General features: G+C 62.9%; 20 protein-coding genes and 1 riboswitch. Of the genes, 7 read left to right on the plus strand and 13 right to left on the minus strand.

All coding sequences use genetic code 11. The features are described 5' to 3' along the window. Positions 1–4 precede the first annotated feature (4 nt). The 9 genes from ACN9MY_RS03475 to ACN9MY_RS03515 form a co-directional block, all read right to left on the minus strand. On the minus strand, positions 5–208 hold the full coding sequence (locus tag ACN9MY_RS03475; RefSeq protein ID WP_426167537.1) for a hypothetical protein: 204 nt from the start codon (positions 206–208) through the stop codon (positions 5–7). Then, complete coding sequence (gene hslU / locus ACN9MY_RS03480) at positions 208–1,542, minus strand: ATP-dependent protease ATPase subunit HslU (RefSeq protein WP_426336834.1); 1,335 nt, start codon at positions 1,540–1,542, stop codon at positions 208–210. Before hslU ends, ACN9MY_RS03475 begins: the two co-directional genes overlap by 1 nt. Then, entirely contained in the window at positions 1,539–2,081 is a 543-nt protein-coding gene (gene hslV, locus ACN9MY_RS03485; RefSeq protein WP_426167541.1) for an ATP-dependent protease subunit HslV, read from the minus strand. The genes hslU and hslV overlap by 4 nt, the downstream gene beginning before the upstream one ends. A gap of 62 nt (positions 2,082–2,143) precedes the next feature. After that, positions 2,144–3,475, minus strand: a complete 1,332-nt coding sequence (locus tag ACN9MY_RS03490) for an STAS domain-containing protein (protein WP_426336835.1) — start codon at positions 3,473–3,475, stop codon at positions 2,144–2,146. Positions 3,476–3,578: 103 nt separating this feature from the next. Further along, a complete protein-coding gene (gene dksA / locus ACN9MY_RS03495) occupies positions 3,579–4,022 on the minus strand; it encodes an RNA polymerase-binding protein DksA (RefSeq protein WP_057265949.1) in 444 nt (147 codons plus the stop codon). Between the two features lie 71 nt (positions 4,023–4,093). Then, positions 4,094–5,140: a CobW family GTP-binding protein gene (locus ACN9MY_RS03500; protein ID WP_426336836.1), complete on the minus strand. Its 1,047-nt coding sequence runs from the start codon at positions 5,138–5,140 to the stop codon at positions 4,094–4,096. Positions 5,141–5,232: 92 nt separating this feature from the next. After that, positions 5,233–6,177, minus strand: a complete 945-nt coding sequence (locus ACN9MY_RS03505; RefSeq protein WP_426167547.1) for a tyrosine recombinase XerC — start codon at positions 6,175–6,177, stop codon at positions 5,233–5,235. A 19-nt stretch (positions 6,178–6,196) separates the two neighbouring features. Further along, positions 6,197–6,868 carry a DUF484 family protein gene (locus ACN9MY_RS03510; protein WP_426167549.1) on the minus strand — a complete coding sequence of 224 codons (672 nt, stop codon included), beginning with the start codon at positions 6,866–6,868 and terminating at the stop codon, positions 6,197–6,199. Positions 6,869–7,016: 148 nt separating this feature from the next. Next, a complete protein-coding gene (locus ACN9MY_RS03515; protein WP_426167551.1) occupies positions 7,017–8,111 on the minus strand; it encodes a porin in 1,095 nt (364 codons plus the stop codon). Between the two features lie 298 nt (positions 8,112–8,409). Between ACN9MY_RS03515 and ACN9MY_RS03520 the strand changes: the two genes are divergently transcribed. Further along, positions 8,410–9,645, plus strand: a complete 1,236-nt coding sequence (locus ACN9MY_RS03520) for an SEL1-like repeat protein (RefSeq protein ID WP_426336837.1) — start codon at positions 8,410–8,412, stop codon at positions 9,643–9,645. A gap of 51 nt (positions 9,646–9,696) precedes the next feature. Here ACN9MY_RS03520 and dapF read toward each other — a convergent pair whose 3' ends face one another. From dapF to ACN9MY_RS03535, 3 genes are read right to left on the minus strand one after another with little or no spacing between them, the layout of a single operon-like run. Beyond that, a complete protein-coding gene (dapF, locus tag ACN9MY_RS03525; protein ID WP_426167555.1) occupies positions 9,697–10,560 on the minus strand; it encodes a diaminopimelate epimerase in 864 nt (287 codons plus the stop codon). Next, on the minus strand, positions 10,557–11,453 hold the full coding sequence (locus ACN9MY_RS03530; protein ID WP_426167557.1) for a lipid A biosynthesis acyltransferase: 897 nt from the start codon (positions 11,451–11,453) through the stop codon (positions 10,557–10,559). The genes dapF and ACN9MY_RS03530 overlap by 4 nt, the downstream gene beginning before the upstream one ends. After that, positions 11,450–12,310 carry a lysophospholipid acyltransferase family protein gene (locus tag ACN9MY_RS03535; RefSeq protein WP_426167559.1) on the minus strand — a complete coding sequence of 287 codons (861 nt, stop codon included), beginning with the start codon at positions 12,308–12,310 and terminating at the stop codon, positions 11,450–11,452. The genes ACN9MY_RS03530 and ACN9MY_RS03535 overlap by 4 nt, the downstream gene beginning before the upstream one ends. Positions 12,311–12,498: 188 nt before the next feature. Between ACN9MY_RS03535 and metK the strand changes: the two genes are divergently transcribed. The 4 genes from metK (at position 12,499) to metF (ending at position 16,622) form a co-directional block, all read left to right on the plus strand. Continuing rightward, the gene (metK, locus tag ACN9MY_RS03540) at positions 12,499–13,662 is read left to right on the plus strand and encodes a methionine adenosyltransferase (protein WP_426167561.1); all 1,164 of its coding nucleotides are present in this window, start codon (positions 12,499–12,501) and stop codon (positions 13,660–13,662) included. Between the two features lie 139 nt (positions 13,663–13,801). After that, a riboswitch (S-adenosyl-L-homocysteine riboswitch) is annotated at positions 13,802–13,869 on the plus strand. 29 nt (positions 13,870–13,898) lie between these two features. Next, entirely contained in the window at positions 13,899–15,314 is a 1,416-nt protein-coding gene (gene ahcY / locus ACN9MY_RS03545) for an adenosylhomocysteinase (RefSeq protein ID WP_426320538.1), read from the plus strand. A gap of 137 nt (positions 15,315–15,451) precedes the next feature. Continuing rightward, entirely contained in the window at positions 15,452–15,802 is a 351-nt protein-coding gene (locus ACN9MY_RS03550; protein WP_426320540.1) for a phage holin family protein, read from the plus strand. Next, a complete protein-coding gene (gene metF, locus ACN9MY_RS03555; protein ID WP_426172108.1) occupies positions 15,795–16,622 on the plus strand; it encodes a methylenetetrahydrofolate reductase [NAD(P)H] in 828 nt (275 codons plus the stop codon). The genes ACN9MY_RS03550 and metF overlap by 8 nt, the downstream gene beginning before the upstream one ends. 101 nt (positions 16,623–16,723) lie before the next feature. Here metF and ACN9MY_RS03560 read toward each other — a convergent pair whose 3' ends face one another. Then, complete coding sequence (locus ACN9MY_RS03560) at positions 16,724–17,308, minus strand: 5-formyltetrahydrofolate cyclo-ligase (protein WP_426167567.1); 585 nt, start codon at positions 17,306–17,308, stop codon at positions 16,724–16,726. A 27-nt stretch (positions 17,309–17,335) separates the two neighbouring features. Between ACN9MY_RS03560 and ACN9MY_RS03565 the strand changes: the two genes are divergently transcribed. Then, positions 17,336–19,312, plus strand: coding sequence for a transglycosylase SLT domain-containing protein (locus ACN9MY_RS03565; protein WP_426336838.1), 1,977 nt, complete (start codon positions 17,336–17,338; stop codon positions 19,310–19,312). Positions 19,313–19,329: 17 nt separating this feature from the next. Next, a complete protein-coding gene (locus ACN9MY_RS03570) occupies positions 19,330–20,049 on the plus strand; it encodes a glutathione S-transferase family protein (RefSeq protein ID WP_426167571.1) in 720 nt (239 codons plus the stop codon). The last annotated feature ends 5 nt before the right edge of the window (positions 20,050–20,054 follow it).

Consider the following 20,054-nt stretch of genomic DNA (forward strand, 5'->3'; position numbering starts at 1 on the left):
GGCGCTATTCGTCGTCGGCGCCGGACAGCTTCTTGTCGATCAGCTTTTTGGCAGACTGGCGGTCGGCGGTGGTGCGGTTCTTGTCGTGCGGCCCCGCGGCGCGCGCCTTGGCCAGCGCCGCAATCGGATTGCGGGGCTTGCCAAAGTGTTGCGAGGGCTCGACGCGGATCCGCATCTTCTGCCGCGTCGCCAGTTGCTTGTTAGCCATTACAGTACGTAGCGTGACAGGTCTTCGTTGACGGCCAGCGCATCCAGCCGCTGGTTCACATAGGCTGCATCAATGGTGAGGTTCTTGTCGCCGGTTTCGGTCGCCGTGTAGGAGATCTCTTCCAGCAGCTTTTCCATCACCGTGTACAGGCGGCGTGCGCCGATGTTCTCGGTGCGCTCGTTGACCTGGAAGGCAATCTCCGCCAGGCGATTGATGCCGTCCGGCGCGAATCCCAGCTGCACGCCTTCGGTCGCCAGCAAGGCCTGGTATTGCTTGGTCAGACAGGCGTCGGTACTGGTCAGGATACGCTCGAAGTCCGCAATCGACAACGACTCCAGCTCAACGCGGATAGGGAAGCGGCCCTGCAGCTCGGGGATCAGGTCCGACGGTTTTGCCAGGTGGAAGGCGCCGGAAGCGATGAACAGGATGTGGTCGGTGCGCACCATGCCGTACTTGGTGTTGACCGTGGTGCCTTCCACCAGCGGCAGCAGGTCGCGCTGCACGCCTGCGCGCGAGACGTCGGCGCCGCCCACCTCCGAGCGCGAAGCGATCTTGTCCACCTCGTCCAGGAACACGATGCCGTTCTGCTCCACGTTGGCGAGCGCCTTCTTCTTCATCTCGTCTTCGTTGACCAGCTTGGCCGCTTCCTCGTCCAGCAGGAATTTCATGGCTTCCTTGATCTTGACCTTGCGCGCCTTCTTGCGGCCACCGCCCATGCCGGAGAACATGGACTTGATCTGCTCCGTCATTTCTTCCATGCCCGGCGGCGCCATGATTTCCATCGTCGGGCTCTGCTCGGCCAGCTCGATCTCGATTTCCTTGTCATCGAGTTCGCCCTGGCGCAGGCGCTTGCGGAAAGTCTGGCGGGTGGCGTCGTCGGTGCGCGGCTCGGCCGAGGCATTGGCAAAGCCGAAGTCGCGCGGCGGCGGCAACAGGATGTCGAGGATGCGGTCTTCCGCCGCATCTTCCGCGCGCGCGCGCACCTTGGCCATTTCCGATTGGCGGGTCTGCTTCACGCCGATCTCGATCAGGTCGCGGATGATGGTGTCGACGTCGCGGCCCACGTAGCCGACTTCGGTGAACTTGGTGGCTTCGATCTTGATGAACGGCGCGTCGGCCAGCTTGGCCAGGCGGCGTGCGATCTCGGTCTTGCCGACGCCGGTCGGGCCGATCATCAGGATGTTCTTCGGGGTGATTTCATGGCGCAGCGGTTCTTCCACCTGCTGGCGGCGCCAGCGGTTGCGCAGCGCGATGGCAACGGCCTTCTTGGCCTTGCCCTGGCCGACCACATGCTTGTCGAGTTCGCCGACGATTTCTTGAGGGGTCATGTTCATGCTGGGTCCAGGGTCTCGATAATGTGGTTCAGGTTGGTGTAGATGCACAGCTCGCCAGCAATGGTGAGCGACTTCTTCACGACTTCGCTTGGGGACATGTCGGTGTTCTCGATCAGGGCCTTGGCAGCCGACTGGGCATAGCTGCCACCGGAGCCGATGGCGCCGATGCCGCCTTCCGGTTCCAGCACGTCGCCGTTACCGGTGATCACCAGGGTGGAATCCTTGTCGGCCACCAGCAGCATGGCTTCCAGGCGGCGCAAGACGCGGTCGGTGCGCCAGTCCTTGGCCATCTCGACCGAGGCGCGCAGCAGGTTGCCCTGGTGTTTTTCCAGCTTGGCTTCGAAGCGGTCGAGCAGGGTGAAGGCGTCGGCGGTGCCGCCGGCAAAGCCGCACAGGACCTTGTTCTGGTACAGCTTGCGCACCTTGCGCGCCGTGCCCTTCATGACGATGTTGCCAAGCGTGACCTGGCCATCGCCGCCGATCGCGACATCGTTGCCGCGACGCACGCACAGGATGGTAGTGCCGTGAAATTGTTCCATGTTAATACCTTTGTTGGGGATTAACGCGGTACTTTGGGGCCGAAGCCCCAAAATTCAACTGATCAGTACTTGTGAGGGAAGAGCCGCGCTATATCAGCATAACCCAGCAGGCGCATCAGTGCTGCCACCAGATGGTTCAGGTCGCGGAACTCGACCCGGCGGCTGGCGCCTGCCAGTTCCGCCACCTTGCTTTGCAGGGCGCTGGCGGCGCCGAATTCCATGCGCGCCAGGCGGCCGCAGTCAAAGACCACCACCTGGTTTTCGCTGGCATAGGCGTCGATGGCCGTCAGCAGGGTGCCGATGTCGCCTTCGATCACGGCCGGCAGCATGAAGCGGTCGGAAGCGGCCGCCGTGGCCTGGCGTGGTGCGTTGGCAACCTTCTTTGGCGCGACGAAAGGCGGTGGCGATACCTCGAAGGTGACGCAGTAATCCATCGAGGCTTCTTCGAATTCCTTTTCCTGGTTCAGCAGGCGCAGCAGTTCAAGGTAGAGCAGCCACGGCGCTTCTCCGCCATCGCGGTTGCCGATGGTCAGGATGCAGCGAACCTGCTCCGCCAGCTCGGCGGCACCGACCACGATCAGGTCGCGATCAGCGGCCTGCACCTTCTTCAGGGCCGCCAGCAGGAGGGCGCAGCCTTCCGGGTCAACGCCGTTGACGCGCGAGAAGTCCAGGCGCAGCGGCTGCTTCTGGTCCATGCCATCCAGCCGCTCCAGCTGGGCTGCGACGGAAGCGTTCAGGATGCCGGCCAGGCCCAGGGTCGGGGTCACGCCGGAATAGCCGCGCGTTACTTCCCGGGCCTTGCTGTCCGCGCTGGCGGGCGGGACCCAGGACGGCGGCGAGGTTTCATACTGGCTGGCGTAGTCGATCGAGACGTTCTCGAACGATTCCTGGCGGCCCAGTACCTGGTAGAGGTCGAACAGCATCCACCAGACAGTGCGGTCCTGCGCCGAGTCGGGCAGGCTGCCCAGCAGCATCTGTTCGGCCACTTCGGCCTGGCCGTTGGAATACAGGATCGCGATCTCTTCCACGATCGGCGCGCTTTCGGCGGCCGCCGCTTCGAGCGGCATATCCTCGTCGCCCAGCAGTTCGGTGGTGTACTGGTCCAGCAGGGGCAGGGTGGCGCCATCATTGGCGGCAGCCGCGGCAGCTGGCAGCGTGCGCGGCTTGCGGGCCCAGGCCGGCTCCGGTTCGTTGAAGATGTCCGCAGCCATCGCCGCCTCGATGGCATCGATCTTCATGGCGGTGGCGCGGGCGATTTCGCGTTGCAGGTCCGACTGTTGCGCGCGTTGACGCTCCAGTTCGCTGTTCGCGGCCAGGCGTGCAGCGTCCGCATCGTCTGTTTCGACGGCGCGTTCGTCAACCTTGCCTTTTTTGAAAATGGAGAACAGTCCCATAGGATCACTAGTGTAGCCCAACGGAAAATTATAAGGGCGTACCGTACGTGTAAAGAAAAGAAAAAAGCACGCCTAAGCGTGCTTTTTCTCGATTTGTGGCAGTTCAGTCGCCGTACAGCTTCTGTTTCAGCTCACGGCGCTGCTGTGCTTCCAGCGACAGGGTAGCCGTTGGACGTGCGATCAGGCGTGGAATGCCGATCGGTTCGCCGGTCTCCTCGCAATAACCATAGTCGTTATTGTCGATCGCCGCGATCGATTGCTGCACTTTCTTCAGCAGCTTGCGCTCACGGTCACGGGTACGCAGTTCCAATGCGTGCTCTTCTTCGATGGTGGCGCGGTCGGCGGGGTCCGGCACCAGCACGGTTTCGCGCAGGTGTTCGGTGGTTTCGCCAGCGTTCTTCAGCAATTCTTTTTCAAGGTTCTGCAGCTTGTTCTTGAAAAACGCCATCTGGGCCGGATTCATATAGTCCTTGTCGCTCATCTTCAGAATTTCTTCTTCGGTGAGCAGGACTTCTGCGGCGGGGGTCGATTTATTTGCTTTTGTCATGACTTCGCTTACCTTCGATACGACAGAGTTTTCAAATTTCTGCTTGGGTGGCGTCAAAAAAACGCCTTAGTTTATACCAAACATTGTTCAAGGCCAGTAATAAAGATGTCTTTTGGGAGATTTTTGCCAATAAACACCATTTTGCTTGCCCGTGTCTCGTTTTCACCCCATTTTGCACCCAGGTCGCTGCCCATCAACTGGTGCACGCCCTGGAACACTACTTTCCTCTCTGCGCCCTGCATCAACAATACGCCTTTGTAACGCAACATGCGAGGACCGTACACATCAACGAGACCACCCAGGAATTCGTCCAGCTTGGCCGGGTCAAACGGGCGTTCGCTCTTGAAGACGAAGGCCGCGATATCGTCGGTATGATGGGCGTGGTGATGATCGTGATGGCCGCAGTGCTCGTCGTGCACATGGCCATGTTCGTGGTCGTGCTCGCTTCCATCGTGAAGGTCCTCGGCCAGGAAGCCGGGATCGATTTCCAGCTTTTCATTCAGGTTGAAGCCGCGCAGGTCGAGCACCTCGGTCAGCGGCGCCTTGCCGAAATCGGAACGGCTGATCGGCGCGCGCGGGTTGATGCGCTTCAGGCGGGCAGTCAGTGCATCGACGGCGGCGGCATCCACCAGGTCGGTCTTGGACAGCAGGATCTTGTCGGCAAAGCCGACCTGGCGCTGCGCTTCTTCGTGCTCGTCCAGCTGCTGCATGGCGTGGCGCGCATCGACCACCGTGACCACGGCGTCGAGCAGGTAGTTAGCGCCTACTTCCTCATCGATGAAGAAAGTCTGGGCCACCGGGCCGGGATTGGCCAGGCCGGTGGTTTCAATCACGACGCGGTCGAACTCGATTTCGCCGGCGGCGCGGCGCTTGGCCAAATCGCTCAGGCCGACGATCAGGTCGCCGCGCACGGTACAGCAGATGCAGCCGTTATTCATTTCCACGATTTGCTCGCGCGAATCCTGCACCAGGATTTCGTTGTCGATATTTTCCTGGCCGAACTCGTTTTCGATCACGGCGATCTTCATGCCATGCTCTTCACGCAGGATGCGGTTCAGCAGCGTGGTTTTGCCGGCGCCAAGAAAGCCGGTCAGGATAGTGGTGGGAATCATTGCCATAGTCGTACGAGAAGCATTTGGAATCGGTCGATTATGCCGGAATTCTGGAAATGCTGGCAAATGGGCAAACTTGAGCGGGATCAAGTTCCCGGCTATTTAATTTTAGCCCTTGGATGGGCCTTGTCATAGACCAGCGCCAGGTGCTGGAAATCAAGGGCGGTATACACCTGGGTCGAAGTGATGCTGGCGTGGCCCAGCATGTCCTGCACGGCGCGCAGGTCGCCCGAGGATTGCAGCACGTGCGAGGCAAACGAATGACGCAGCATGTGCGGATGGACCGCGACCGGCGCACCGGCCCGGATGCCGTGGGCCTTCAGCCGCAGCTGCACCACGCGCGGCGTGACGCGCTTGCCGCGCTCGTTGACGAACAGGGCATTGCTGCCATCGGCCGGCGCCGGGCGCACCGCCAGCCAGCGTTGCAGGGCATCGAGGGCGGCGCTGCCGACCGGCACGCGGCGCATCTTGTTGCCCTTGCCGGTCACCACGACTTCCGCGTTGCCCAGTTCCAGCCAGCCCAGCGATGCGGGCTGGCCATCGCCGGCCTTGCGGAATTCGCGGTCCAGGCTGGCCAGTTCGGACACCCGCAGGCCGCTCGAATACAGCAGTTCGAACATGGCGCGGTCGCACAGGCGGGCCGGCTCGCCAGCATCGGCAGCCGGCATGGCAGGCGCCACCAGCTGCACCGCATCGTCGGCCGAGAGGGCCTTGGGCAAGGTCTTGGCCCGCTTGGGCGCGCGCACGCCTTCCACCGGATTGGCGGCCAGCGCGCTGTGCTGGCCCAGCCAGGCAAAGAAGCCGCGCCAGCCGGACAGCTTGCGCGCGATGCTGCGCGCATCCAGGCCGCGGCTATGCAGCTGGGCCGCGTAGCGCCGGATATCGAAGTGGCTGAGGGCGTCCCAGGCTTTGCCGTCGGACAGCGCGGCCAGCTCGCGCAGGTCGCGCCCGTAAGCAGCGACCGTGTGCGCGGACAGCTTGCGCTGGGCGGCCAGGTGGGCCAGGTAGGCGTCGGCCTGTTCGAGCTTGCCGGCGCCGCTCATGGAAGGGTCGGCCTTGATGCTAGGCCAGCAGGGGCGCCAGGGCAACGCTGGCTGTTTCGCCGATGTGGACCAGGAAATCGGTCGCCATCAGGGACGTGAAGCGTTCCGGGTCCGGCGAGCCCATGATCAGCAGGCCGAAGGCCGGGCCTTTGGCGCCGGGCTTGCGCAGCGGCAGGATGACGGTTGACTTGATGCGCTCCGCATCGTCCAGCCAGCGCACCGCTTCGAAATCGTTGTTGCTGCCGCAGTAAGGCGTCAACAGGCTGTTGGCGAACAGGCGGGCATCCTCGGAGACGCCGCTGGCAAACCATGCGCCGGCGAATTCGTCGCTCACGTTGAACAGGCGCAGGGTCGCGGCCGGCACCTGGAAGCTGTCGACCAGGCCTTGCACGATGGCGCGCGGCACTTCGGCATCGTCGCGGGTTTGCAAGATGGCCTGGTTCCAGCTGTGGAAGCGGTTGGCAATGGCGGCGTTGGCCTCCGCGTGGCGGGTCAGTTCTGCCATGCGCAATTCCAGCGCCTTGTATTTGTCGCGCATGACTTCCATCTGGCGTTCCTGCAGCGAGACCGCACGCCCGGTCAGTGGGCTGGACAGCCTGACGTCGCCGAGCAGATTGGCGTGTTCTTCGAAGAAGTGGGGATTGTCGGCCAGGTACTGCGCGACGATTGCGGAATCCAGGGTGTCGGTCATTGTTGATGTCACATCGAATGTTGCAGGCGTGGACATTTTAACCGATCCAAACCGGTAAACCAGTGTCAGACCCAAGGGTCTGACACTCAACCCGCGGCGGAAGAGCAGACTGGGTCAGCCCCTTGGGTCTGACCCAGGTTTACCGGTTTTAGAAGTTGTGATGAATACCCAGCGCGTAATGATTCTGGTTGGTATCCGAAGTCGCCGTCGCAGTGAGCGGCAGCTTCTTCTGCGACAGGTCCAGGTACAGATAGGTACGCGGCGACAGGCTGTATTCATAGCCGACCGAGAACTGCTTGGTCTTCAACTGCCCATCCGGGTCCTTCTGGCCGTAGCCGATCAGGAACTTGCCCGGCCCGACAGTGTAGTTCGCACCCAGCATCCAGGAAGTGATGCCGTCATTGCTGGCCAGGATATGGCCCAGGTCCTGTTTACCGTAGTTGGCCATCAGCTTCAGGTCAGGAATCGGGCGGTAATAAGCGCCGATCGAATGCCATTTGACCTCGGTGGCATTGCGTTCGGTACCGGCGTAGATCGCCCACTGCGGCATCGTGCCCGGCGCCATGTACGTAGCGCTGACCGAATACGGATAGGCGCCGGCCAGCGAGCCCACCGGATACTGCGGCGCCGCCGCGGTGCCGCGGCCGACGATCGGAGTCGTCAGGCCATTGTTTTCCTTGCTGCCGATGTTCACATTGAGCTGGAAGCCATTCCACACCGGCGTGTTGTACCAGATGGCGTTGGAGAAACGGTTGCCGGAATTGCCGGCAATGCCCAGCGGATCGGAGCCGCTGCCCGACAAGGCCGTGCGGTAGCCGGCTACCATGATGTCGGTCTGGAAGCCGGCAGGGTTCGGCATGCCGGACCATGGCTCGAACTGGGTCGTGGTTTCCTGCAGCGACGTCAGTGCGCGGCCGGCGCGGATGGTGCCGAAGCCGCCTTGCAGGCCGACCCGGCTCTGGCCCTGGAACAACGGACGGGTCACGCCTTCAATGGTGCCGGTATCGGGCTCGAAGCGGATCTCCAGCTGGAACAGCGCCTTCAGGCCGCTGCCCAGGTCTTCCACCCCGCGGAAGCCCAGCTTGTTGTTGTCGCGCTTGGCTTCCTGGACGGCGGAATTGGCTGTATGGGTCGTCTTGGTAATGCCGGCATCCAGCGTGCCATAAATGGTGACCGAGGATTGGGCAAAGGCGGCACTGCTGAAGGCGCCCATCAAGGCCAGGGCCAATAACGATTTCTTCATGTGTTCTTCCTTTTTATGAGTCAAACCGGGTACAGGGATGCTTATACGATAAGTGCAGACAGCGCCGTATTCGGGCCGATTGGTCATCTACCTGCACGAAAAAGGGTCAAAACCGTCCAGTACTGTTGTATTTTTGAAACGCTTGCCAGCCTGTTCATTTAGTGAAAGAGCTGTAAGGAAGCCGAAAGCTAGGGCTGTCACATTTGTCACATATCAAAAAGTCCGGGAGTCATGCGCCAGCGCATAGTGGTGCGGCTACACTGGACATGCAGCTTATTCCTTGGAACCGGATACATCGATGGCAAATCGAGACGAGCTGGTGATTATCAGGGGAGCGCGGTCAGGAGACGCCGCAGCCCAGTTAGCGCTGGGCAAGCTCTACCTTTTTGGCGGGGCCAGCCTGCCACGGAACATGCCGACAGCCTTGCATTGGCTATGCCGCGCCGCGACCCAGGGCGTGGAGGAAGCCTGGCAACTGATTGGCGCCAACATTCCCTTCGAAGTGGCGCAGCCTGCGCGGGCTCAGGCATTGCAGTGGTTCGTGCGCGCCGCGCAAGAAGGAATCCCTGCGGCGGTGCGCGTGCTGGCGCAGTTGCGGCGCGTCGATCCGTCGCCGCCAGCCACGACGGGCCAGGTACGCCAGGCCGTCGCGCCAGCGATGCCGCAGCGCGCGGTACCGTCTAGCGCGCCGGAAGCCTGGCGCGCGCTGGAGGCCGAGCCGGATGCCGACCAGGAGGAGCTGCTGCGCTTGCGTACCATGGCAGCCCAGGGCGGCGACCGCGATGCCCAGTTGGCGTTGGGCCTGCACCTGGCCCGCATGAACAGCGAGGGCGACCGGGTCGAGTCCAGCAGCGGCACAGTCAACTTCAAGCGCGCCCTGCGCTGGCTGGCCCAGGCCGGCGAGCAAGGGCTGGCCGATGCCTGGTTTGCCATGTCGCGCATCTATATCCGCCCCGAGTTCTCCCAGCGCAGCGCGAGCGAGGCGCAGGCCTGCCTGGAACGGGCGGCGGACATGGGGCATAGCGGGGCGCAGCTGGAATGCGGCATCCATGCCTGGCGCGCGCGCCGTGGCGCCGAGGACAATGATGTGCGGGCCGTGTTCTGGCTGCAAAAGGCGGCAGCCCAGGGCAGCGCCGAGGCGCAGCAGGCACTGGACCGGATCGCGCCGCCGCCACCGCCGGCAGGCTGGGCCGATCCGCTGTTGCCCTTGCTGACGCGTGAAATCCTTAGCAGCCAGCCATTGCTGGCGGCGCGCATCGAGCTGGCGGCCCTGTTCCGCCTGACGCGCGCCGAAGCTTTGCTATTGGACGTGAAGGCGGCCGACCAGGGGCATTGCCTGGTGGTCGATATTCGCGCCAGTTATGGCCGCAGCAAGCGCCGCCTGGTGCTGGTGCGCACCGCGGCGGAGCGGCAGAAGCTGGACCGCATCGTGCGCCTGTTCGAGCAGGTGGATGCGGATATGGAAGGAAATTACCGGCAGCGGCTGTACCGGCTCAAGAGCTGGTTGGGCGCCGACATGATGGCGGCTGCTTGAGAACCGGTAAACCTGGGTCAGACCCCAGGGTCTGACCCAGGTTTACCGGTTTCAGATCGTGATCTCGCCTTCGAAGACGGTCACGGCCGGCCCGGTCAGGTAAACTGGCTGGCCCTCGCCCGCCCACGCAATCGACAATTGCCCGCCGCGTGCGTCAACCCGCACCGGCGAATCGAGCAAGCCGCGACGAATGCCTGCCACCACCGCCGCGCAAGCGCCGGTGCCGCAAGCCAGCGTCTCGCCGGCGCCGCGCTCGAATACGCGCAGCTTGACGTGTTGGCGGTTCACCAGCTGCATGAAGCCGGCATTCACCCGCTTGGGGAAGCGCAGATGGTGCTCGATCAGCGGCCCCACCAGCTCCACCGGCGCGCTGTCGACGTCAGCCACCACCTGCACCGCGTGCGGGTTCCCCATCGACACCACCGACACCTGCACCGCTTCGCGCTGGCCGCCCAGTTCGAGCACCAGCGGCCACAGGGTTTCGCGGCCTTCCGGCTGGCCCTGCAAGCCCTCCGCATCGAACGGCACTTGGGCCGGATCGAGCACAGGGGCGCCCATGTCAACCGTGATGCTGCCGTCATCCTCCAGGCGCGGTTCGATGATGCCGGCCAGCGTTTCCACCCTGATCTTGCGTGCCGCGGTCAGGCCTTTTTCGACCACGAACTTGACGAAGGCGCGCGAACCATTGCCGCACTGTTCCACCTCGCCGCCGTCATTGTTGAAGATGCGGTAGCGGAAATCGCAACCCGGCACGCTCGACTTTTCCACCACCAGCATCTGGTCCGCACCGACGCCGAACCGGCGGTCGGCCAGTGCTTGCCACTGGGCGGGGCTGAAATCGATTTTCTGGTTAATGGCGTCGATGACCACGAAGTCATTGCCTGCGCCGTGCATCTTGGTGAATTTGAGTTTCATTTTTTCTTTGAATAGAAAGAAGGCTGGCCATCCGGGCGGGTCTTGAAACGCTTGTGGGTCCAGAAGTATTCGGCCGGCGCTTCCTTGACGCGTTCTTCGATAAATTCATTCATGCGGCGCGTTGCCGCGACCATGTCGGGCCCTGGGTAATTCTCCCACACCGGATAGAACTTCACACGGTAGCCTTCGTAATTGGGCAGGAAAGTGGCGATCACCGGCATCACCTGGCCGCCGGTTGCCGCGGCGATGCGCGCAGTAGCGGTCAAGGTCGCGGCGGGTACGCCGAAGAAGGGCACGAATTCCGCATCCTTGTCGCCAAAGTCCATGTCCGGCAGCATGAAGTAAGGCAGCTTTTCCTTCAGCGCGCGCAGGATGGGCTTGATGCCGTCCTGGCGCGTGAACAGCCTGACCGGCTTGAAACGCGCGCGGCCGGCGCGCAACACTTCATCGAAGACCTTGTTTTTTTGCGCGACGTACATCGACGATGCCGACGCTTCCATGGCGATCGAGGCGCCGCCCACGTCCAGGCAAACGAAATGCGGGCAGAGCAGGATGGTCGGCTTTTCCGTCATCTCGGCAACCGGAACCTTGCCGGGCGCCATGCCGTCGCTGGTTTCCACCTTGATCAGCCTGCGCAGGCGCTGTTCGGAGGCCCACCACAGGATCGAGCGTTCCAGCACGCTGCGCGAATACGCCTGGAAGTGCTGGCGCGCGATGCCACGCCGCTGTTCCTCCGTCAATTCCGGCATGGTCAGGCGCAGGTTGGTCAGCGCGATCTCGCGGCGCGGTCCCATCACGATAAACAGCAGGTTGCCAACGGCCTTGCCGATGCGGCCCAGCACCGGCAGCGGCAACCAGTGCAGCAACCACATCATCCCCAGCAGGAGCCTCATGCCGATGCCTCCTGCGCCGCGGCGCCCGGACCGGTCACGCCGGCCGGCACTTTGTAGCGGTTATAGCTCCAGTAGTACTGGGCCGGACAACGCGCGATCAGCTTCTCCATTTCAGCGTTGATGGCGCGCGCCTGGGCGGCGGAATCGCCTTCCAGCGAGCCCTCGAACGGCACGAAACGCACCACGTAGCCCTTGCCGCCCGGCAGGCGTTCGGCGTAGACGATCAGGATCACGGCATCGCCCAGCTGCGCCATCTTGGCCGGCAAGGTCATGGTGTAGGCAGTGCGGCCGAAGAAATCGGCCCACACGCCTTCGCCTTCCTGCGGCACCTGGTCGGGCAGCAGGCCGATCGGCTGGCCTTTCTTCAGGAACTTGGCCAGCATGCGCACGCCGCCCATGTTCGCAGGCGCCAGCAACAGGTTCTTGCGGGCGCGGGCGCCCTCGATCAGCGGCTTCATCGCTTCCTTGCGGGGCGGACGGTACATCACCATCAGCTCGGTGCGGTGGGCGATTTCCTGCGCGGTGATCTCAAAACAGCCCAGGTGCGGGGTCAGGAAGACAATGCCCTTGCCGGCATCGAGGTATTGCTGCACCAGGCCCCAGTTTTCGACGGTGGCGCGGTCGGTCACGCGCTGCGGGTCGGCGCACCAGATGAACGGCAGTTCGGCAATGGCCTTGCCCGCTTCCCCCACGGCGCTGCCCAGGTGTTCGCCGAACCCGGCCTGTTTCATATTGGCGCGCATGCGGCGCCGGTAGGAAGGGGAGAGCAGGTAGACCAGCCAGCCGAGACCCACGCCCAGGGCATGCAGGATTGGCAGGGGGAAGATGGAGAAGAAGCGAAATATTCTTAACAGCATTTCTTAATTTATAAGAGCATTTTTACGTTGCTCTGCACAAAAATTTTTTAAGAAGCGTAAAATACCACGTTGCAGTAGCCGCTGAGTTAACAGACAACTTGCGAGGCGGGATACAAACTTCGCTAAAGCGTCGCAAGCTTTATTGGTTTTGCGACAATGTTATTTAGAACCAAAGCTAGGAGCTTGCGATGTCCAACGATTTCCTGTTTACCTCTGAATCCGTCTCTGAAGGCCACCCGGACAAGGTAGCCGACCAGATTTCCGACGCGATTCTGGATGCCATCCTGACCCAGGACCCACGTGCCCGCGTTGCCGCGGAAACCCTGTGCAATACCGGCCTGGTGGTGCTGGCAGGTGAAATCACCACCCACGCCAACGTGGATTATATTCAAGTAGCCCGCGATACCATCAAGCGCATCGGCTACGACAACACCGAATACGGTATCGACTACAAGGGCTGCGCCGTGCTGGTTGCTTACGACAAGCAATCGCCCGACATCGCCCAGGGCGTCGATGAAGGTGCAGGCATCGACCTGGACCAGGGCGCCGGCGACCAGGGCCTGATGTTCGGCTACGCCTGCGATGAAACCCCGGAACTGATGCCAGCGCCGATCTACTACTCGCACCGCCTGGTCGAGCGCCAATCGCAGCTGCGCAAGGACGGCCGCCTGCCATGGCTGCGTCCTGATGCGAAATCGCAGGTCACCCTGCGCTACGTCGACGGCCGCCCGGTCTCCGTGGATACCGTCGTGCTGTCGACCCAGCACGCGCCTGAACTGAGCCACAAGCAGATCGAAGAAGCGGTGATCGAAGAGATCATCCGCCCGGTGCTGCCGACCGAATGGATCAAGGACACCAAGTTCCTGGTCAACCCGACCGGCCGTTTCGTCATCGGCGGCCCGCAGGGCGACTGCGGCCTGACCGGCCGCAAGATCATCGTCGACACCTACGGCGGCGCAGCCCCGCACGGCGGCGGCGCGTTCTCCGGCAAGGACCCATCGAAAGTCGACCGTTCCGCAGCCTACGCTGCGCGTTACGTAGCCAAGAACGTGGTGGCCGCGGGCCTGGCGCGCCAGTGCCAGGTGCAGGTGTCGTACGCGATCGGCGTGGCACGCCCGATCAACATCACCGTGTACACCGAAGGCACCGGCGTGATCTCCGACGAGAAGATCGCACAACTGGTGCAGGAACACTTCGACCTGCGCCCGAAAGGCATCGTGCAGATGCTGGACCTGCTGCGCCCGATCTACACCAAGACCGCCGCTTACGGACACTTCGGCCGCGAAGAGCCGGAGTTCAGCTGGGAGCGCACCGACAAGGCCGCGATCCTGCGCGCCGCTGCGGGCCTCTAAACCGGCAAACCGGCCGGATGGCCGTCCCGTCTGACCCGCAGGGTCAGACACCTCCAGCGACCGCCGCGTATCAGGTGTCTGACCCCTTGGGTCAGACACCGGTTTACCGGTTCGGGCTCGCACAGTGTTACAATCTACCCCCTCCGAGGAGCGCTGCGACCAGCAAGCCTGGCCAGGCTCGGAACATCAACACCGCGCTCACGTTACTTTTTTCAACACACTGAAAGGAGGGCGTGATGAACGCCGTACTCAAAGACTCCCAAGACTACATCATCGCTGACATCGGCCTGGCCGCTTGGGGCGAAAAAGAGATCAAGATCGCCGAAACGGAAATGCCAGGCCTGATGGCAATCCGCGAGGAATTCGCCGCTGCGCAGCCGCTGAAAGGCGCGCGCATCACCGGCTCGCTGCACATGACCATCCAGACCGCAGTGCTGATCCGCACCCTTGAAGCACTGGGCGCGCAAGTACGCTGGGCCTCCTGCAACATCTACTCGACCCAGGACCACGCCGCCGCCGCCATCGCATCGGCAGGCACCCCGGTCTTCGCAGTCAAAGGTGAAACCCTGGCCGACTACTGGGACTACACCCACCGCATCTTCGAATGGCCAGGTGAAGGCGTGTACTCCAACATGATCCTGGACGACGGCGGCGACGCAACCCTGCTGCTGCACCTGGGCGCGCGCGCTGAAAAAGACATCTCCGTACTGAACAACCCAGGCTCGGAAGAAGAAATCTGCCTGTTCAACTCCATCAGGGCCCACCTGGCCAAGGACGCGACCTGGTACTCCAAGCGCCTGCCGCACATCCTCGGCGTGACCGAAGAAACCACCACCGGCGTGCACCGCCTGTACCAGATGCACAAGGAAGGCAAGCTGGCCTTCCCGGCCATCAACGTGAACGACTCCGTCACCAAGTCCAAGTTCGACAACCTGTACGGCTGCCGCGAATCCCTGGTGGACGGCATCAAGCGCGCCACCGACGTGATGGTGGCCGGCAAGATCGCCGTCATCGCCGGCTACGGCGACGTGGGCAAGGGTTCCGCGCAAGCCATGCGCGCGCTGTCGGCGCAAGTGTGGGTGACCGAGATCGACCCGATCTGCGCCCTGCAGGCCGCGATGGAAGGCTACCGCGTGGTGACCATGGATTACGCCGCCGAACACGGCGACATCTTCGTGACCTGCACCGGCAACTACCACATCCTGACCGAGCAGCACATGCTGAAGATGAAGGACCAGGCCATCGTCTGCAACATCGGCCACTTCGACAACGAGATCGATGTCGCCTCCCTGAAGAAATACCAGTGGGAGAACATCAAGCCGCAGGTGGACCACGTGATCTTCCCTGACGGTAAGCGCATCATCCTGCTGGCGGAAGGCCGCCTGGTGAACCTGGGCTGCGGCACCGGCCACCCTTCGTACGTGATGTCGTCCTCGTTCGCCAACCAGACCATCGCCCAGATCGAGCTGTTCGCCAACACCAAGGCTTACCCGGTCGGCGTGTACACCCTGCCGAAGCACCTGGACGAGAAGGTCGCGCGCCTGCAGCTGAAGAAGCTGAACGCGCAGCTGACCACCCTGACCGAAGAGCAGGCAGCGTATATCAACGTCAAGGTCGAAGGCCCTTACAAGCCTGAGCACTACCGCTACTAAAACCGGTAAAGCGGCGGGAACTGACCCTAGGTCCAGCTCCCGTCCTCTACTGCAAATCAGGCGACTGCCGCGTATCAGGTGTCTGACCCTGCGGGGCGGACACCGGTTTACCGGTTCTAAAGAAGCGAGATGAAATCATGCGTTTGGTCCTCACCTGGATAATCAATGCCGCCGCGCTGTTCGCGGTGCCTTACCTCATGCATTCCGTCAGTGTCACAAGCATTGGCGCCGCTTTGGTTGCTGCCCTCCTGCTTGGCCTGGTCAACACCCTGGTGCGCCCGCTGCTGCTGTTGCTGACATTGCCCGTCACGGTGCTGTCGCTCGGCCTGTTCATCTTCGTCATCAACGGCTTCATGTTCTGGCTGGTGGCGAAAGTGGTGGACGGCTTCCACGTCGACAGCTTTGGCTATGCCATCCTCGCAGCGCTCCTGTACAGCGTGATTTCCTGGGCCTTGTCTACCCTCCTGTTGAAAGACAATGATGGCTAACCATAATTTCAGTATCGAATTCTTCCCGCCGAAAACGGCGGAAGGAACGGAGAAGCTGCGCCTCGTGCGCGCCAAACTGTCCGAGCTGCATCCCAAGTATTTTTCCGTGACCTTCGGCGCCGGCGGCTCGACCCAGCAAGGCACCCTGGATACCGTGCTCGAGATCATGGCGGCCGGCGAAGACGCTGCGCCGCACTTGTCCTGCATCGGCGGCACGCGCGAATCGATCCGCGCCATCCTGCAGCAGTACAAAGCGCACGGCATCAAGCGCCTGGTGGCGCTGCGCGGCGACCTGCCTTCCGGCTACGGCATGGCGGGCGAGTTCCGCTACGCCAATGAGCTGGTGGAATTCGTGCGCGCCGAAACGGGCGACTGGTTCCATATCGAAGTGGCGGCCTATCCGGAAGTTCACCCGCAGGCACGCTCGCCGCAGGACGATATGCAGGCTTTCGTGCGCAAGGTGAATGCCGGTGCCAATGCCGCGATCACCCAGTACTTCTATAACGCCGATGCATACTTCCATTTCGTCGACGCGGCGCAGAAGGCGGGCGTGAACGTGCCTATCGTGGCCGGCATCATGCCGATCACGAATTACACGCAGCTGATGCGCTTCTCGGATATGTGCGGTGCGGAGATTCCGCGCTGGGTGCGCTTGAAGCTGGCATCGTTCGGCGACGATTCGGCTTCGATCAAGGCGTTTGGCCTGGACGTGGTCAGCGCGCTGTGCGAAAGACTGCTGGCTGGCGGTGCGCCGGGCCTGCATTTCTATTCGATGAACCAGGCCGTCGCCACGACGGCCTTGTGGAACCGGCTGGTCTGAAACCGGTAAACCAGTGTCAGACCCACAGGGTCCGACACTTGGCCCGCAGCCGTCGCAGGCCGGGTGCCTGACCCTGTGGGTCAGGCACAGGTCTTCCGGTTCTAGTCTTCGGTAATGATGCGGTCCAGCGCCACATCGTGTCCGTCGCTGCCGAATTCGGCGGCGAGGCAGCGATAGGCCACCCCCACAGTAGCCGGGCGCGGTTCGCGCGCCAGCGTGCGGTCGTAGAAACCGCCGCCATACCCCAGGCGGTAGCCTTGCGCGTTATAGCCCAGGCAAGGCACCAGTAAAGCCGGCGGATACTCTTCCACCAGGCGCAGCTTGGCCGGCACGGCCACTCCCATCGGGTCCTTCACCATCGGTTCGCCAATGGTCCACTCGGCGAATGCCAGCGGGGCATGCTTTTCCAGCACCACCGGCAGCAGCAGTTTCACGCCCAGTTGCGCCAGCTCCGCATAACAGGCATGCAAGTTTGGCTCGTCGCGCAAGGGCCAGTACACGCCCACCGATCCCACACCGGATTCACGCCACCACTGGACCACCTTCGCACCAATTTCCTTGTCCCATTGCGCACGCATTTCCGGCGCCAGCGCACGGCGTGCCGCCAGCATCTTCTTGCGCAGGTCCGCCTTGCCGGATGCTGGCTGGCCGTCGGGGTTGCGTGGTATCCTAGTTGGGCTGGTCATATCGTGAATTACCTTGAGAGTCGTACATTGATTTCCACCTCGAAATGGATAGCCGGCGCACTGATGGTCGCAGCATGCGCCGCCTCGCCACTGGCCTTGGCGCAGGATAACGCAAGCGACAGCCGCAAGGAAGACGATGCCTTCCTCCTGCTGCGTGATTCGGTACGGCGCGACGACGCCGCCAAGGCGGAGTTTTACGCCGCACGTCTTGCCGATTATTCGATTCCTTCCTACGTCGATTATTACCGCCTGAAGGCCCGCTTCAAGGAAGCGACCGATCCGGAAGTGCGCGCCTTCCTGAGCAAATACCAGGGCAGCGCGATCGCCGACCGCATGCGCAACGACTGGCTGCTGGAACTGGGCCGCAAGCGCGAGTGGGCCACTTTTGACGAACAGTTCCCGCAGTTCGTGCTGCAGGACGACACCCAGGTCAAATGCTACAACCTGCTGTCGCGCCTTTCCAAAGGCCAGAACGTCGCCGCCGATGCGCGCGCGCTGCTGGTCTATCCGCCTTACTACGGCGAAGGATGCGGTGCGCTGATCGCAGCGCTGGCGCAGACCGGACAATTCACCGAGGATGACTTGTGGGTGCAGGTGCGCCTGGCCGGCGAAACCAATGCCACGGGCCCTGCCAAGCGCACCGTGATCCTGCTGAACGGCTCCGACAAGAAGATGGGCCAGGCAGTCGACCTGCCGACGCTGGCGTTGGCCAAAGGCGCCGGCAGCACACGTGCCGACCACGAAACCTTCCTGGTCGCAGTGGGCCGCGGCGCCCGCACCAGCATGAACCTGGCGCGCATGGCGCTGGAAAAGAACTCGCCGCACCTGACACCGCAGGAGCGCGCGATCGGCTGGGCCAACCTGGCGCTGGTATCGTCCTACTCGTTCTCGCCCGACACGGCTGGCTACTGGGCCAAGTCGGCCGGCGCCCCGCTGTCGCTGGACCAGATGCAATGGAAGACCCGCATCGCCCTGCGTGAGCGCGACTGGAAAACGGTGAAGGCCACCATCGCCGCCATGCCGCCGCAACTGCGCAAGGACCCGACCTGGATCTACTGGAACGCGCGCGCCCTTGCCGCCGAAGCAGGCAGCAACACGCCGGAAGTGCTGGCGGCCTACCGCAGCATCGCCGACCAGTCCAGCTACTACGGCATCCTGGCCGGGGAAGAGCTGGGCCAGCTGGTCACCATCCCGCCGCCGGGCGCGGCCCCGACGCCGGCCGAAATGGCCGCCATCGCCGCCAACCCGGGCCTGCAGCGCGCGCTCAAGTTCTTCGAAATGCGCCTGCGCTTCGAAGGCACGCGCGAGTGGAACTGGGAGACGCGCCGCCTGAACGAGCGCGAGCTGATCGCCGCTGCCGAATTCGCGCGCGAAAAGCATGTGCTGGACCGCATGGTGTACACCTCCGAAAAGACCCGCGTGCAGGCCGACTACACGCACCGCTATCCGGTTCCGCATGACGACATCATGCAGCCGACCACCAGCACCCTGGGCTTGGACCGCGCCTGGGTATATGGCCTGATCCGCCAGGAATCGCGCTTCGTGATGGATGCGCAATCCTCGGTCGGCGCCTCGGGCCTGATGCAGGTGATGCCGTCGACCGGCCGCTGGGTGGCGCGCAAGATCGGGCTGACCGATTTCGTGCAGGGCATGCTGACCGACGTGAAGACCAATATCCTGCTGGGCGCGAACTACCTGAACATGGTCCTTGGCAGCATGGATGGCTCGCAGGTGCTGGCTACCGCCGCCTATAACGCCGGGCCGGGACGTCTGCGCTCCTGGCGCACGCAGCTGGCCAAGCCGATGGACAGCACCATTTTCATTGAATCGATCCCGTTCTCGGAAACGCGCGGCTACGTGAAAAATGTGATGGTCAACGCCACGTACTATGCGGCGCTGTTCGACGGCCGCCCGCAATCGCTGAAAGCGCGCCTGGGTGGCACCGTCACGCCAAAGGGTTACACCGAGCAGGAACAACAGGAAGCCGCCTACGGCGGCCGTTAAACCAGAGCAGAGGAACCATGCAGACCACAGAACTCGACCCGAAACTTGCCGAAACCCTGGCCGCGGCGCGCGAACCCGGCCTGACCCTGGTCATCGGCAACAAGAACTATTCCTCCTGGTCGATGCGCCCGTGGGTTGCGATGAAAGCCTTCAATATCCCGTTCACCGAAGTGCGCGTGCTGCTCGACCAGCCCGACACATCCAACAATATCGCCAGGTACAGCGCCAGTGGCCGCGTGCCGGTGCTGCTGGCCGGCGACATGGCGATCTGGGACAGCCTGGCGATCTGCGAATACCTGGCCGAGCAATTCCCCGACAAGCCCATGTGGCCGCGCGACGTGGCCGCCCGTGCCCTGGCGCGCTCGGTCTGCGCCGAGATGCACAGCTCCTTCGGCAGCCTGCGCACCACGATGTCGATGAACATCAAGGGCAGCTACCCGGGCAAGGGACGCACCCCGGCCACCCAGGCCGACATTGGCCGCATCAGCGAGATGTGGGAAGAATGCCTGAGCCGCTTCGGCCACAACGAATTCCTGTTCGGCGAGTTCTCGATTGCCGACGCCTTCTTCGCGCCGGTCGTGTGCCGCTTCAAGACCTATGGCGTGGCGCTGCCGCCGGCGCTGGCCGCCTACTGCGAGCGCATGCGCAACCATCCTGCCGTCGACGCCTGGATCGCCGGCGCCCTGGCTGAAACCGAAACCGCGCCATTGCATGACGCGGAGATGCCGGACGATTGATGGCG

It is taken from the genome of Pseudoduganella sp. R-31 (genome assembly GCF_049913235.1).
Lineage (GTDB): Bacteria > Pseudomonadota > Gammaproteobacteria > Burkholderiales > Burkholderiaceae_D > Rugamonas.

What these genes read in the sequence shown, in the direction of transcription:
- ACN9MY_RS03475 (WP_426167537.1), bottom strand. Translation starts at nt 208, where the DNA reads ATGGCTAACAAGCAACTGGCGACGCGGCAGAAGATGCGGATCCGCGTC.
- hslU (WP_426336834.1), bottom strand. Translation starts at nt 1,542, where the DNA reads ATGAACATGACCCCTCAAGAAATCGTCGGCGAACTCGACAAGCATGTG.
- hslV (WP_426167541.1), bottom strand. Translation starts at nt 2,081, where the DNA reads ATGGAACAATTTCACGGCACTACCATCCTGTGCGTGCGTCGCGGCAAC.
- ACN9MY_RS03490 (WP_426336835.1), bottom strand. Translation starts at nt 3,475, where the DNA reads ATGGGACTGTTCTCCATTTTCAAAAAAGGCAAGGTTGACGAACGCGCC.
- dksA (WP_057265949.1), bottom strand. Translation starts at nt 4,022, where the DNA reads ATGACAAAAGCAAATAAATCGACCCCCGCCGCAGAAGTCCTGCTCACC.
- ACN9MY_RS03500 (WP_426336836.1), bottom strand. Translation starts at nt 5,140, where the DNA reads ATGGCAATGATTCCCACCACTATCCTGACCGGCTTTCTTGGCGCCGGC.
- ACN9MY_RS03505 (WP_426167547.1), bottom strand. Translation starts at nt 6,177, where the DNA reads ATGAGCGGCGCCGGCAAGCTCGAACAGGCCGACGCCTACCTGGCCCAC.
- ACN9MY_RS03510 (WP_426167549.1), bottom strand. Translation starts at nt 6,868, where the DNA reads ATGACCGACACCCTGGATTCCGCAATCGTCGCGCAGTACCTGGCCGAC.
- ACN9MY_RS03515 (WP_426167551.1), bottom strand. Translation starts at nt 8,111, where the DNA reads ATGAAGAAATCGTTATTGGCCCTGGCCTTGATGGGCGCCTTCAGCAGT.
- ACN9MY_RS03520 (WP_426336837.1), top strand. Translation starts at nt 8,410, where the DNA reads ATGGCAAATCGAGACGAGCTGGTGATTATCAGGGGAGCGCGGTCAGGA.
- dapF (WP_426167555.1), bottom strand. Translation starts at nt 10,560, where the DNA reads ATGAAACTCAAATTCACCAAGATGCACGGCGCAGGCAATGACTTCGTG.
- ACN9MY_RS03530 (WP_426167557.1), bottom strand. Translation starts at nt 11,453, where the DNA reads ATGAGGCTCCTGCTGGGGATGATGTGGTTGCTGCACTGGTTGCCGCTG.
- ACN9MY_RS03535 (WP_426167559.1), bottom strand. Translation starts at nt 12,310, where the DNA reads ATGCTGTTAAGAATATTTCGCTTCTTCTCCATCTTCCCCCTGCCAATC.
- metK (WP_426167561.1), top strand. Translation starts at nt 12,499, where the DNA reads ATGTCCAACGATTTCCTGTTTACCTCTGAATCCGTCTCTGAAGGCCAC.
- ahcY (WP_426320538.1), top strand. Translation starts at nt 13,899, where the DNA reads ATGAACGCCGTACTCAAAGACTCCCAAGACTACATCATCGCTGACATC.
- ACN9MY_RS03550 (WP_426320540.1), top strand. Translation starts at nt 15,452, where the DNA reads ATGCGTTTGGTCCTCACCTGGATAATCAATGCCGCCGCGCTGTTCGCG.
- metF (WP_426172108.1), top strand. Translation starts at nt 15,795, where the DNA reads ATGGCTAACCATAATTTCAGTATCGAATTCTTCCCGCCGAAAACGGCG.
- ACN9MY_RS03560 (WP_426167567.1), bottom strand. Translation starts at nt 17,308, where the DNA reads ATGACCAGCCCAACTAGGATACCACGCAACCCCGACGGCCAGCCAGCA.
- ACN9MY_RS03570 (WP_426167571.1), top strand. Translation starts at nt 19,330, where the DNA reads ATGCAGACCACAGAACTCGACCCGAAACTTGCCGAAACCCTGGCCGCG.